This window comes from Ferrimonas lipolytica, assembly GCF_012295575.1.
GTDB lineage: Bacteria > Pseudomonadota > Gammaproteobacteria > Enterobacterales > Shewanellaceae > Ferrimonas > Ferrimonas lipolytica.
Genome location: NZ_CP051180.1, coordinates 2,049,719 through 2,062,792, shown reverse-complemented (window position 1 = coordinate 2,062,792; position 13,074 = coordinate 2,049,719). Strand labels below are relative to the sequence as shown.

Here is a 13,074-nt window from a genome sequence, read left to right as displayed (position 1 = left end):
AGCTAATTCTGGCTAAACCGCTACAGTAGTTGGATCTGACCAGTGCTATTTTCGTTGTTATCGCTAATGCTCTGTCGCATCAGCTCGGTGGCGTCGGGAAGGGCGTTTAATTGCCGTTTGAGTAGATCAAATTTATCGCTGTCGGCTTGCGCTCCAGCAAAGCGGCGTTGCTGTTGTAACGTATAGGAGGCGATGCTGCCATCGAGCATAAAGGGATCGATAACCAGATCGTTCGGTTGGGTAAATTGCTCTAGCAGCGACTCAAACAGCTGCTGAGGCATGGCGACATCCGCTTGGTAGGGCAGCTGAAATAGCTGCTGTTGTTGGCGCCAACTTGCTGGCGGACGGCCTTTGCGAAAATGCAGTAGATAGTATTGACTGAGATTGCCACGACGGTTTTGCAATTGTGCTACTCGTAACGGGCCAAGACGGAAGCCAGCCGCTTGCCCGAACAGCTGCATGATACCCAACTGGGTCGCATTGCATAGTATTAGGCACTCTTTATCCCACTGCATCACTCGGTACAGCTCTGTGAATACGCTATTGATGTGTTTACTTGGGCACAGCTCTAGCCACGCGTTGTGGTTCGAACCGGGGTTATGGCTTCTGTAGGACGCCAGTGGTTGATGGTTATCGGCAAGACAAAAGGCGGCAAGTGCAACGGTTTGTTGCCCTAAATTTTGGAGCCAAGGCAAAGCCGCTTGTTGTCGAAGTTGAAAAGTGGACATACAAAACCATGTATGAATGTACAGTGTTTGTTTTATACATTGATAACTGTATGTTTGTCCAGCTGTCGTGTGAAATTTAAACGGAAAACTGCAAGCATACCTAATATTGGTTTAAATCAGTAAGATTGGTCAATCATTCGTTGAAGTGGTATCACTTAACTAACAGTTGGTAAGCTTTATTAATGCGCTGCATAGTGCGGATGTCCCCGCCCAAGTCGGGATGATAGCGTTTCGCTAGCAAACGCATTCGTTGTTTCAGTTGTACTTTTGTTGGCATTTGCTTAAAACCTAAGATCTGTAAAGAGCGTCGTTGTTTATCGACTTCGATAACGGTTTTGAGATGTTGCCGTGGCGAATAGACGCTGTCGCTTTCTGTCCGAGATACCAGTGAGCGGAATAAAGGATTCTTGTCTGAGCTGGCAGTAGGTTTTAGCCGCTGGGCACGTTGAGACTTTTTAGTGACGTATCGAGGCCGCGGCTTGCTAGTAAGAGCCAACCTAGCATGGCGTAACGCTAGCTCTGCGATAATCAATGTAACAAGAGCGATTATAATAATTACAGATAACATTCAACTCTCCTTGCCAATGCCAACAATATTGGCAAATGTTACAAGAAAGTTAACGCAATGCGTTGGGTCTGTCAATTTTTTGACGCCAAGGTGAAAGACACCCTGGTGTCGAAAATTATTAAAGTAGTTGCTGCTCTAACGTTCGCAATAATGCCAACAGGCATGGCTGGGCCAATGCGGATGATCGCTCAGGGCTCCAACCGTAGAGTGGGCTTGGCATCTCTGAGTTGTCCTTAAATGGCATCTCCAGAGTCATTGATAAACAACCAAAGTGTTGGGCAATAAAGTTGCTGCCAACATCAAGATTGGCCTTGCCGGGCTCATCAATTGGATAGCCAAATTGGGTTTGAAACTCTGGGGTAGCCTGAGCCAGTGCCACTTTGTAGCCATCAAGTTGAGCTTGGCGAGTATTGCTCCAGTTTGGGATTCCTTCAGCACCAGCGATGAAGTTATATGGCAAGCCTTCATCACCATGAACGTCTAGGAAAAAATCGACGCCGGTCTGCTCCATTTTTTGTCGAACCAGATAGACCTCTGGGCTGTTATCTATGCTGGTATTACGCCAAGCACGATTGAGGTCGGTGCCGGTGGCATTGTGACGAAGGTGACCGCGGCGGCTGCCATCGGGGTTCATGTTGGGCACAATATAGAACACACATTGCTGCAGTAGTGCTTGGCCAATAGCGTTGCTGTCATCCAGTAGCGTTGCTAAGGCACCCTCCATCCACCACTGTGCCATCGTTTCGCCGGGGTGCTGGCGGGCAATTAGCCAGCAGATCTTCTTGTCATCACTTACTTGACCAATCTGCAGCAGATCCATGCTTTGACCATCAATCGTTTGCCCAAGGGCAAGGTAGTTAACCTTATCGTCAGCCTGACATGCGGCAATGAGGTCGCGATGGCGTTCGCTCGAATATGGGGCGAAGTAGGCAAAGTAGATGAGATTTTCTTCCACTAAGTGATTGATCACCAACTGACCGTCTTGATAGCTGGTGTCTACCCGAAACCACGTCTCGCGATCGTAACTGGCTACTGCCCGATAATCTTGCCAGCCTGAGGGGTATGCCGCTGTGCCTGCGTTTTCAAACAATAGTTGGCATTGTTGGTTGGCGGCATTGTGCAAACTAAAATGAAACCATTGATGTTTTTGGGTGTTGAGATCGTTGCGAATATTGAGACGAATGTTGTCGGCAGAGTCGCATGCAATGACGTCAATATTGCCGCTGTCCATGGCGTTTGAGATGAACACAGGTTAGTCCTCAGCAGAGATAGAAAACCTATAGTGATGTGGGATGGTTGCAAAGGCAATGCGTAGGGCACAGCTGAAGCGAATGTTGCGCTAATCTCTGTGGCAGTTATGGGGACTTAATACAAAAACACCGAGCATTTGCTCGGTGTTTTTTGTTGACCAATTTATTTGATCTGAGATTGACCTAAGTCTTTGAAACTGCGCAGGTACAGTGCGGAAATTTCTTTAACTAATAGCTTCATAATGTGCTCCGGAATATTAATTGTCTCGCTCAATGAACAACAATCAAGCGCGATATGGATGATTTCTATGCGGTGCATGTTAAGGGGTGATCGCCAATCCAACAAACTAGAAAAATTGATTTTTTTAAGATAGTTTTTCTAATGCCTAATTGTGCCCGCCGATGTTAACAAACTACTTGTGCTAGCTGTTAAGGGAGTGTTGCTGGTTAATTTTACTTAGCTATTGTTATGACTGGTGTGGCGCTGCGAAACTCTCTGGATTGCTCAGTTGAAGTCACTTTTGAATGTGATCTTGCTCAAACCAAATCGAACTCTTAATTCCTGATTGATAAATAACTGTGACGGTAACGGCATTATTGTTCGCGATGGTTGGTGTTATTCGTGAGCTTGCGCACGGAAATGATTGTGCTTTGCTGGCAGGGTTGGAGTGTGAATATTAGCAGTGTTATAAAAACGTTGTAACAGGTTTGAGATTAGCCGATCGCCAGAGCAATTTCGATAACCAAATTGCATTTTTATATGTACTGCAATTGTTAGTAAAAGTGTGAAATGAATAAACTTGGCTTCATCCGCCTTCATGATTTTTTCTGTTGGTATTTCCCCCCAAGAATTGGATGTCACCGGTTTACTCACCACACACTTGGTTTTTCGCATCAAATGGTTCCCGTTTCGGATTAGTTAAAATTAACGCGTTGCTTGTCTGACAGTTGAAGTCGGATGGAGTTGAGGAGAACGCACAATGATTATCGATGAAGTTGTCGATCTATCGAGGTTACAGTTCGCGCTGACTGCGATGTATCACTTCATATTTGTCCCCCTAACTTTGGGGATGACTTTCCTGCTTGCCATTATGGAATCACTGTATGTGATGACTGGTAAGCAGATTTACAAAGATATGTGTAAATATTGGGGTAAGTTGTTTGCTATCAACTTCGCCTTGGGGGTTACTACTGGTATTACCATGGAGTTCCAGTTTGGAACCAACTGGGCTTACTACTCACACTACGTTGGTGACATCTTTGGTGCTCCGCTAGCGATTGAAGCACTGATGGCCTTCTTCTTAGAATCAACCCTGATTGGTTTGATGTTCTTTGGTTGGGATCGCCTATCTAAAGTGAAGCACTTGGCGGTAACCTGGTCGGTCGCTCTTGCTTCTAACTTATCGGCGTTATGGATTCTGATTGCTAACGGCTGGATGCAAAACCCGGTTGGCAGCAAGTTTAACTACGAAACCATGCGTATGGAGATGACCTCCTTTAGTGAACTGCTGTTTAACCCGGTAGCTCAGGTCAAATTTGTGCACACTGTCGCGTCTGGTTACGTTACTGGTGCGATGTTTGTCTTGGCCATCAGCTCTTACTTCATTCTGAAAGGGCGTGATCTGGCGTTTGCTCGTCGTTCATTTTCTATTGCCGCAGCCTTTGGTATGGCATCTATCGTGTCGGTAATCATCCTCGGTGATGAGTCTGGCTACGAAGTTGGTGACGTACAAAAAGTAAAACTGGCTGCGATTGAAGCTGAGTTTGAAACTCACCCTGCACCGGCTCCATTTACCGCGATTGGTATTCCCGATAGTGAAAACATGACCGTTGATTACGCGGTACGTATTCCTTACCTAATGGGGATTATCGCGACTCGTTCTTTGGACGAGCAGGTAACCGGCATCAAAGATCTCAAGGTTGAGCACGAGGAGCGTATTCGTAACGGCATGGAAGGCTATGCACTGCTGCAACGCTTGCGGTCAGATGAACAGCTGAATAGCCAAGAGATGGCGCGCTACGAAGAACTTAAGGTTGATTTAGGCTACGGCATGCTGCTGAAGCGCTACATCGACGACGTATCTAAAGCGGACAACAGTATGGTCGCCAAAGCGGTTGATGATTCTGTACCTGCAGTAGGTCCAATGTTCTGGAGCTTCCGTGTGATGGTTGGTCTTGGGGTGCTGATGGCTCTGCTGATTGGTCTGGCGTTCTGGCAGTCCTGTAAGCAGAAGGTTGATGAGAAACCGTGGTTGCTGAAAGCACTTTTGTTTACTCTGCCTGCGCCGTGGATCGCAATTATCTCCGGTTGGTTTGTCGCGGAATACGGTCGTCAACCGTGGACCATTGCTGAGGTGTTACCAACCTACATGTCGGCCTCTAGCCTAAGTGAAGCTGATCTTATCTTCTCCATCATCGCTATCTGTGGTTTCTACACTGTTGCCTTGGTTATCGAGATGTTCTTGATGTTCCGCTTTGCCCGTTTGGGGCCAAGTAGCTTGAAGACCGGTCGTTACCACTTTGAAAATGGAACCAAGGAAGCCAGCTTTGATGCGGCATTGACTTCCTCTGCCAAGGAGACGCCAAACCATGTTTGATTATGAAACTCTGCGCCTTATTTGGTGGGCGCTGATCGTTGTGCTGATGATCGGTTTTGCCGTTACTGATGGCTTTGACATGGGCGTAGGCGCATTGCTGCCGTTCATAGGTAAGACTGATAATGAGCGTCGAGTGATGATTAACTCGATCGCACCTCATTGGGATGGTAACCAAGTGTGGTTAATCACCGCTGGTGGTGCCCTGTTTGCGGCATGGCCAATGGTTTTTGGGGCGGCCTTCTCGGGCTTCTACATTGCCATGGTGATCACCCTGTTTGCGTTGTTCTTCCGTCCTATCGGCTTCGATTACCGCTCGAAAATCGAAGATCCTCGCTGGCGTAATGCGTGGGACTGGGGCTTGTTTATTGGTGGCTTTGTACCGCCAATCATCTTCGGTGTGGCATTTGGTAACCTGTTCCAAGGCGTACCGTTTTACTACGACGAGTGGATGCGTAACTACTATGATGGCGGCTTCTTTGGTTTGCTTAACCCTTATGGGCTGCTCTCTGGTGTAATGTGTTTCGCTATGCTGACGATGCACGGTGGTGTATGGCTTCAGATGAAGACCGAAGGTGAGCTGCGCGAGCGTGCTCGTATAGTATCTGTCGGCTTTGCTGCAGTTGCGTCGGCACTGTTTGTTATCGGCGGTGTGTGGCTGGTGAACTTTATTGATGGTTACGTAATTACCTCTACCATCGATACTATGGCACCTTCAAACCCACTGAACAAAACTGTAGAGCTGCAAGCTGGCGCGTGGTTGAATAACTTTACCGCTTACCCTGTGCTGTACTTGGCACCGCTGTTAGCGGTAGCGATGCCGTTGTTGGTTATTGTATTAACCAAGCTGAATCGCTGTGGTTTTGCGTTCTTATGCTCCTCACTGGCCTTAGCGGGTATGGTTTTGACTGCGGCAATTTCACTGTTCCCATTCGTGATGCCGTCGTCTAAGAACCCAAACCAATCGCTAACCATGTGGGATGCAACCAGCTCTGAGTTGACCCTGAACGTGATGGTAGTTGCTGCAGCTATCTTCGTACCGTTGATTCTGTTGTACACGGTTTGGTGTTACATCAAGATGTTTGGTCGCATTAGCGAAGAACACATCGAAAAGAACTCAACGTCGCTGTACTAAGCCTAGGTAGGAGATTAACTCATGTGGTATTTCGTTTGGTTCCTAGGTGTATTGTTGGCTTGCGCCTTCGGCATTATCAATGCCCTATGGCTTGAAGCCCAAGAGACCTTGGACAAAGAATCTGATTAAACCCTAGGGTTTGATTACATCCTAAAACGCACAACTTTGGTTGTGCGTTTTTTTGTCTTGGCAGCACCAGATTAGACGTTAATTGTAATCAACACAGCTGTGCTATCAGCAATGATTCAGGCGTTAGTTTGACGCCGCTAGCGTATCGTTAGGCTGTGTCACAGTTAAGTGTTGAGGTTTATATCAAGTCTTCGGCTCTTTCGATTTCGGTGCTTTTAGGGGAGGATGTCGCGGTGGCGATGGCACATTCTTGTATGCATTAGGTGGGGGAGCTCCGCCCCCTTTGGAATCCCCCTTTGCCTTAGGTCACAGTCCAAAACGCTTCGCTGGACTGCTCCAATGCGGCAGAAGCTTTCCGGCGGTAGTGCTTTCCCCTTGTATCAATACTCGCCTAGCCGGTGCTTTAACAGCATTGTAAAGAACAACACTTTATTGGTACACAGCGTATCGTTATCGGTTGAATCGAGGCGTGATAGGAGGATGGCAGAGGGGCAATAGCTATTACAGTTTTACCGTCCCTGCCTGTTGATATATGGCTATGCTGCAGCTGCTAGTGAAGGTGCTTTGTCTTGCGGTGCGCCCCAACGTCGACTCAATCGGTACGCTGCTGGGACAAACAGAAACGACAGTAGGGTGGTTAACAGGGTTCCACCTGCGATGGCAATCGCAAATGGTGGCCAAAAACCGCCACCGGCCAGAATTAATGGCAGAAAACCGCCAATAGTGGTGATTGTGGTTGAACTGATATGGCGACCACAGCGGGCAATGGCAGTAATGGTGGCGTCGACGTCACCTTGGCGCGCTGCTGGACTCTGTTCCAGTTCAGCCAAGATAACTATTGCTGCGTTAATCGCCAGCCCCATCAGCCCCATAAGACCAATCATAGTGTTAAAACCAAATGGGTAGCTGCCTAGGAAGATGGAAAACAGCCCTAAACCGACTGACTGAAAAGCACTGGCGAGGATCACTACCGTTAACCGGAATGAGTTGAACGATAGTGCCACGATGGTAACCAATAGCACTAAGATGAAGGCGACACTCGACAACAGTTGACCAACAGCATCGTCACGTTCAGCGCTCTCACCACCGATCTCCAACCGTGTTCCACTTGGTAACTGATAGCTCTGCTCAGCCATTTGTTGCTGTACCCGATTTAATACGGTGGAAGGCAATACACCTGATTGCAGATACGCCATAACGGTATTTATCCGTTCGCCGTTACGTCGAGGGATCTCACTGCGGCTTGATTCGATTGAGGTATTGCCAAGGGCTGATATGGTCAACCACTTGCCACTTGGCGTTGACAGCGGTAGGTTGGCGAGATCGCTGCTGGCCTCACGAGCGTCTGCACTCAAACGTACCCTTACAGGGATACTCTCAGGGCCCTCGAGCACAGTGCCGCCAATACTGCCATCAAGGTTACCGCTTAACTGGGCGGTCACTTCCGCAAGGTTTAACCCTGCCGCTCGGACGGCTTGTTCATCGAGTGTTAGCTTCACTCGTGGTAAACCGGTTTGCAGAGAAACCCGAGTGTGGGTCACCTGTGGTTGTTGTTGCAGCATTAACCTTAGTTCTTCACCTGCACGATCAAGTGCAGTGAAATCGTCACCGATCAAACGCAGTTCTACCGGAGCATTAAATGGTGGTCCCTGTTCTAGCTTTCTTACTAAAATTTGTGCTTGCGGATAACGGGCGCTTAACTCGTTTTGGAATAACGGAATGAGTTGATTCGCTCGTTGGTAATCAACCGCGGTGATCATGCCGTGGGCAAAGTTACTGACGCCACGTTGAGCTGCGCGCAGGTTGTAGTAGAACGATGGCATATTACGGCCAACGTCCCAGCTGGTTTGTTTTATCCCTTCTTGGCTGCGGATCCAGCCGTCCATCTCCAGCATCAGCTTTTCGGTAGCGACATGACTGGCTGATGGTGGCAGCCATAATTGGATCTGAAACATATCCCGATCTGACGGTGGGAAGAACTGCTCGTCCAGTTGGGTTGCACTCCAAAAACCAAATAGCGGCAGGCACATAACTAACACGATGGTGGTTTTGGGCCGTGCTAATGCGAACTGTAAACCGCCTTTGGCACGGTTAATTAGGCCGGGAAGTTGAATACCATTTTGCCACCAATGAGCACCGGCCTCGGCACTGACAAAACGACCGGACAGTCCGGCAATTAGGGTGTGGGAAACGGCGTAAGATGCCAGCAGAGCGAAGCTTACGGCGAGTGCGATACCACCAACGAATTCACCGGCGGGGCCCGGCATTAGAAATATTGGTGCAAATGCCAGAACGGTGGTCAATGTTGATGCCAATAATGGCAACCAGAAGTGTTGCAAGGTACGGCGAACCGCTTCTACTGGGGGTAATCCCTGTCGTTTTCGTTGGGCAATGGCGTCGACGATCACAATGGCATTATCGACCATGATTCCCAGCGCCACCACTAGGCCGACGACCGACATTTGGTGAATAGGTAACCCATAGAACTGCATGCAGGTGAGGGTGATAAGCACTGTTAACGGCAAGGCCGTAGCCACCAATAGTGCGGAGCGTAGCCCAAGAGTGATAAGCAAGACAATGACAATCAGTGCAAACCCTTGGGCCAGATTGATTGCCAAATCCTGCAGTCGAAGCTCGGTGTAATGGCGCTGATTAAATAGAGTTTCAATAACCACGTTACTCGGTAGCTGTTTTTGCAACTGTTCGAGTTGGGCGTCGACCTTCGGGTCCCAGCGATCAACCCTGACGTGGGGTAACATTCTTGCGGCAACTAACACCGCTGGTTGACCATTCACGAAGGTACTGTCTTCCGACGGAGTGTAGAGTGCTCGGCGTACGTCGGCTACGTCACCTAAACGCACACCTTGTTGTTGATCACCGAGCCGCAGTGGCACTTGGCGGATACGCTCTAACGAGTCGAGCTCACCAGCCAGCTCCACCTGCGCACGAACGTTGTCATTGGATAGGCGACCGCTGGAGCCTTTGCTATCAGAGGCGGCAATAATCGCGGCAACGTGATCAGTGGTCAAGCCAAGGGATTGCATTTGAGCATCACCAATCTCAACCAAAATCTGCTCTTGCTGGCGTCCATGAACTTTAACGTAATCGGTGCCAATAACTCGGCGTAAGCGGTTAGCTAACGTTTCGCCATAGCGTCCTAATGCGCTGATATCAATGGTACCTGGGCCAACCCAGCGTAGGGCAAGAATGCGAGTAAATGCAGCTGATACTTGAGTATCGAGTCGTGGTTGTGATGTCCCACGAGGAAAGGTCGCGGCTTTCTCGTCACTCAAGGCGCGCACCTTGCTCCATACCGCTTCGGTATCGATAACACCGGAGTTAAGCTCGATGGTGATGCGAGAAAAGCCCGGACGCGAGGCGGACTCCAGTCGCTTAATCTCATCGAGTTGGCGCAGGGTAGACTCGAGCGGTTCGGTTATCAGTGATTCAACCCTTTCAGCGGTTCCACCTGGGTAGGCGGTAATGACGGCGGCAAAACGCTCTTTGAAAGCGGGGTCTTCGGTTTGTGCGAGCTGATTGAAGGAACTAAAGCCAGCAACCATGATTAAGGCAATGGCCATAATCATCAAGCGGGGATTGACCACCAGTGCATTAATCATTGTACTGTCTCAGCCAATGTTACCTGTTGCCCTTGAACGAGCGCTTGTAACCCAGCTGTGACGTAATACTCATCTGCTTCAACGGCACCGGTAATGACGGCGCTGCTGTGGTTGGCATGCAGAATCGTTATATCACGTCGCTCAAGCTGCCATTTTCCTTCATGCTGTTTCGCTACCATAAGATTCCAGCGTCCACGCATACCACTAATTAGTGCTGAAATGGGTACTTCGGCGCTGGATGCGGTGACGGTTTCAGCCAGATCAAGGTAGATAAGATCGCCGTCGAACCACGATTGTTCCGTCGGCAGAGCAAAGCGCAGGTCAACAGTACGGGTTACCGGATCGACACTGGCACTTTGTCCCAAAAGTTGTGCTTCAAGCTGCTGTTGACCGTGGCGAAGATGGAAATCGAGGTGATTACCTAGTTTATTCAATAGCATTACCGGAACCCCAACCCGTGCTTCGGCGCCGCTACTTGGTACCAGTGTTAATAATGGTTGGCCGGCACTGACAACCTGTCCAGGGGCTAGTTGTCGTTGCGAAACTGTGCCGTTAAATGGCGCCTTGAGTTGGCTTTTGTTTAATCGTATTTGATTGCCGCTAAGTGCCGATTGTGCTTGGGAAAGCTGGGCAAGCAAATTTTGTTGTTGGCTATTGAGTTCGTCCAATTGTTGTTGTGATTGGTAACCCTTTTCTTGCAACGCCAGTTGGCGCTTCAGAGTCGAATTATTGAGATCGATTTGTGCTTTAAGCTGGCTTATTTTGGCATCAAGCTGCAGTGCTTCGGTGTCGAGCAGATCGGTATCCAGTTGCGCTAAAACCTGACCTGAGCTGACTTTATCACCGAGTTCAGCATGCACTTGATTGATCATCCCGGAAAGTTCAAAACCAACCGAGCTGGTGCGCTGGTTACGTACTTCACCGACTAAACGGTGCTGAATTCGATAACTGGGTTGAAAACTCAATTGGGCAGTCTGCACTGGTTTCGGCGCTGCTACTGATACGGCGGTATTTTGCTGTTGGCAGCCGCCTAACGCGAGTAGCAGAGTCGTTAAAACGAGATATTTGGGCGAATTGTTCATGTGATCTAGATCAACTAACAGACTGTACTGGACAGTCTAGTTTGACAAATGGGGCCCTGTCTAGCTTAAATGTAACTATGTGGTTAATTTAAAGTTAAGCTCATGGAAGTGAAACGGAATATTCGTAGTGAACAAAAACGCAAGCAAATAGTCGACGCCGCCGGGGATCTATTTATCTCCAATGGTTACTTTGAAACCAGTATGGACGACATCGCTCAACGTGCTGATGTATCGAAACAAACCGTCTATGCCCACTTTGGCAGTAAAGATGATTTATTTACCTATTGTGTTGAGCACAGATGCGCGGAAATAGAGATTGATCGTTTTGATTTCACTTCAGCTAAGGATGCAGCACAACAACTGCTGACCTTTTGCTTGAGAGTTAGTGAAGTGATGCAATCCGCTGAAGCATTGTACGTTTTACGGTTGTGTATCAGCCAAGCAGATTCCCACCCGCAGTTGTCAAAAAGCTTTTATACGGCAGGCCCGGGCAGATTCGCACAGATTCTGTGCGACGGTTTGTCGCAGTTAGCGTTGTTGCCTCAATGGAACATTGATTGTCCACAGATGGCAGCAGAGCAACTGATGGTGCTAACCAAAGGCATGGTTGGTATTCGGCGCGAGCTCGGGGTTGGTGGAAATGAGAGTGATCCTAAACGGATCGAACGGGTAACACGGGCAGTAGAGATGTTTGTAAACAACTACCGCACTGAATAGATTAAGCATAAATGGAGTTGTTATGCGTCTAAATAAATGGTTGGTTCCCCTCCTGTTGTGCGCTTCCACTGTGGTGCAGGCACAAGGCCGTTGGGAGCTTGATCTATATGGGGTTGTCTCTGGTGACGCTGATGTTGAACAAGGTGGCGAGTATAACGACGATCAATACGGGTTAAGTGGTTCGTACAGTATGAATTGGGGGAGGGGACGGATAGCAGGTGTGAGCCTTGCTGCTGATCATCGCTCGATAGACCTGTCGGGTTTACCTGCAGTTAGCGTTCTGCGTGGAATTGATGGTCGTGATGATTATGAGTTGTCGTTGTTTGCTATTCATCCACTTAGCCAAAATTGGGGTTTATTTGTTAGTACGGGCGCGGAGTGGGCCACTGCTGATGGCGCCAGCAGCAGTGATGGTTTCTCCTATAGCGCTATCTCAATCGCAAATTATCGCGGTTTCGAGGATCTAAATATTGGTATTGGTGTGGCTTACATCAACGGCATTGTTGATGTATCAACCGTGCCAGTGGCAACCATTGATTGGCAAATCAATGAACAGTGGCGATTAAGTAACCCGTTCGATAAGGGCTTTAACGGGCGTGCAGGCCTCGAGCTTTCATATCAACTTGATCCTAAGATGAGCATTAGCATTGGTGGTGGTTTTCGCTCTGAGCAGTTTGCGTTTGAGGGCGGAGAGATAGAACAAGATCTGCCATTGGCATTTATCCGCGGCCGTTATCAATACCGTTCCGGCATTGAACTGTCATTAGTGGCAGGATATCGATTAGAGGGGGATTTGACGGTTCACTCTGCCTCAGAAGAGATCGACACCGAGATTGATGGCCGATGGTTAGCGGCAGTGGTGGTTACTTTTGCTGACTAGGCAAACAATAGGCTGTGTCGTAGTTAGCTGTTGAAGTTTATCTTAAGTTTTCGGCTGTATTGATTGCGGTGCTTTAACAGTATTGGAACAACAACATCTAGTTGGTATACGGCTAAGCTAGCGTATGAGAGGGAGCCTTGAGTTGGGAGTGATAAATTCCGGATACAAAAAAACCGACCAGAGGTCGGTTGTTTCGTATTCTAACAACGTTAAACCGAAGCTTAATACGTTGGTTGATTCCATACCCAGATTGAGCAAAGCATCATAAGAATGGCTGGACTACCAGGATTCGAACCTGGGAATGGCGGGATCAAAACCCGCTGCCTTACCGCTTGGCGATAGTCCAACAGTGATACTCTATGAGCACCATA

11 protein-coding genes and 1 tRNA gene are annotated in these 13,074 nt (G+C 48.5%); 5 read left to right on the top strand and 7 right to left on the bottom strand.

The annotated features are described in order from the left end of the window. Nucleotides 1–20 precede the first annotated feature (20 nt). The 4 genes from HER31_RS09585 to HER31_RS09570 form a co-directional block, all read right to left on the bottom strand. Nucleotides 21–728, bottom strand: a complete 708-nt coding sequence (locus HER31_RS09585) for a DNA methyltransferase (RefSeq protein WP_168660365.1) — start codon at nt 726–728, stop codon at nt 21–23. Nucleotides 729–879: 151 nt separating this feature from the next. Further along, nucleotides 880–1,296, bottom strand: coding sequence for a J domain-containing protein (locus tag HER31_RS09580; protein WP_168660364.1), 417 nt, complete (start codon nt 1,294–1,296; stop codon nt 880–882). A gap of 118 nt (nt 1,297–1,414) precedes the next feature. Further along, a complete protein-coding gene (locus HER31_RS09575; RefSeq protein ID WP_202983621.1) occupies nt 1,415–2,545 on the bottom strand; it encodes a M14 family metallopeptidase in 1,131 nt (376 codons plus the stop codon). Between the two features lie 617 nt (nt 2,546–3,162). Next, on the bottom strand, nt 3,163–3,441 hold the full coding sequence (locus HER31_RS09570) for a hypothetical protein (RefSeq protein ID WP_168660363.1): 279 nt from the start codon (nt 3,439–3,441) through the stop codon (nt 3,163–3,165). A gap of 85 nt (nt 3,442–3,526) precedes the next feature. On the opposite strand from HER31_RS09570, the gene HER31_RS09565 reads away from it, so the two are divergent. From HER31_RS09565 to cydX, 3 genes are read left to right on the top strand one after another with little or no spacing between them, the layout of a single operon-like run. Beyond that, nucleotides 3,527–5,143 (top strand): cytochrome ubiquinol oxidase subunit I, encoded by a 1,617-nt coding sequence (locus tag HER31_RS09565; RefSeq protein WP_168660362.1) that lies wholly within the window; start codon nt 3,527–3,529, stop codon nt 5,141–5,143. Further along, a complete protein-coding gene (gene cydB, locus HER31_RS09560; RefSeq protein WP_168660361.1) occupies nt 5,136–6,275 on the top strand; it encodes a cytochrome d ubiquinol oxidase subunit II in 1,140 nt (379 codons plus the stop codon). The genes HER31_RS09565 and cydB overlap by 8 nt, the downstream gene beginning before the upstream one ends. A 21-nt stretch (nt 6,276–6,296) precedes the next feature. Next, entirely contained in the window at nt 6,297–6,404 is a 108-nt protein-coding gene (gene cydX, locus HER31_RS09555) for a cytochrome bd-I oxidase subunit CydX (RefSeq protein WP_168660360.1), read from the top strand. A gap of 536 nt (nt 6,405–6,940) precedes the next feature. On the opposite strand, the gene HER31_RS09550 is transcribed toward cydX, so the two are convergent. Further along, entirely contained in the window at nt 6,941–10,024 is a 3,084-nt protein-coding gene (locus tag HER31_RS09550; protein ID WP_168660359.1) for an efflux RND transporter permease subunit, read from the bottom strand. Continuing rightward, complete coding sequence (locus tag HER31_RS09545) at nt 10,021–11,106, bottom strand: efflux RND transporter periplasmic adaptor subunit (RefSeq protein ID WP_168660358.1); 1,086 nt, start codon at nt 11,104–11,106, stop codon at nt 10,021–10,023. The genes HER31_RS09550 and HER31_RS09545 overlap by 4 nt, the downstream gene beginning before the upstream one ends. A gap of 102 nt (nt 11,107–11,208) precedes the next feature. On the opposite strand from HER31_RS09545, the gene HER31_RS09540 reads away from it, so the two are divergent. Continuing rightward, nucleotides 11,209–11,823 carry a TetR/AcrR family transcriptional regulator gene (locus HER31_RS09540; RefSeq protein ID WP_168660357.1) on the top strand — a complete coding sequence of 205 codons (615 nt, stop codon included), beginning with the start codon at nt 11,209–11,211 and terminating at the stop codon, nt 11,821–11,823. Between the two features lie 22 nt (nt 11,824–11,845). Continuing rightward, nucleotides 11,846–12,703 (top strand): DUF6268 family outer membrane beta-barrel protein, encoded by an 858-nt coding sequence (locus HER31_RS09535; protein ID WP_168660356.1) that lies wholly within the window; start codon nt 11,846–11,848, stop codon nt 12,701–12,703. A gap of 271 nt (nt 12,704–12,974) precedes the next feature. Here the strand turns inward: HER31_RS09535 and HER31_RS09530 are convergent. Then, nucleotides 12,975–13,049: transfer RNA gene (locus HER31_RS09530), tRNA-Gln, on the bottom strand. Nucleotides 13,050–13,074: the final 25 nt, after the last annotated feature.

Bases quoted from the DNA above. Each gene is read 5' to 3' on its own strand.
- HER31_RS09585 (WP_168660365.1), bottom strand. From the start codon at position 728: ATGTCCACTTTTCAACTTCGACAACAAGCGGCTTTGCCTTGGCTCCAA.
- HER31_RS09580 (WP_168660364.1), bottom strand. From the start codon at position 1,296: ATGTTATCTGTAATTATTATAATCGCTCTTGTTACATTGATTATCGCA.
- HER31_RS09570 (WP_168660363.1), bottom strand. From the start codon at position 3,441: ATGCGAAAAACCAAGTGTGTGGTGAGTAAACCGGTGACATCCAATTCT.
- HER31_RS09565 (WP_168660362.1), top strand. From the start codon at position 3,527: ATGATTATCGATGAAGTTGTCGATCTATCGAGGTTACAGTTCGCGCTG.
- cydB (WP_168660361.1), top strand. From the start codon at position 5,136: ATGTTTGATTATGAAACTCTGCGCCTTATTTGGTGGGCGCTGATCGTT.
- cydX (WP_168660360.1), top strand. From the start codon at position 6,297: ATGTGGTATTTCGTTTGGTTCCTAGGTGTATTGTTGGCTTGCGCCTTC.
- HER31_RS09550 (WP_168660359.1), bottom strand. From the start codon at position 10,024: ATGATTAATGCACTGGTGGTCAATCCCCGCTTGATGATTATGGCCATT.
- HER31_RS09545 (WP_168660358.1), bottom strand. From the start codon at position 11,106: ATGAACAATTCGCCCAAATATCTCGTTTTAACGACTCTGCTACTCGCG.
- HER31_RS09540 (WP_168660357.1), top strand. From the start codon at position 11,209: ATGGAAGTGAAACGGAATATTCGTAGTGAACAAAAACGCAAGCAAATA.
- HER31_RS09535 (WP_168660356.1), top strand. From the start codon at position 11,846: ATGCGTCTAAATAAATGGTTGGTTCCCCTCCTGTTGTGCGCTTCCACT.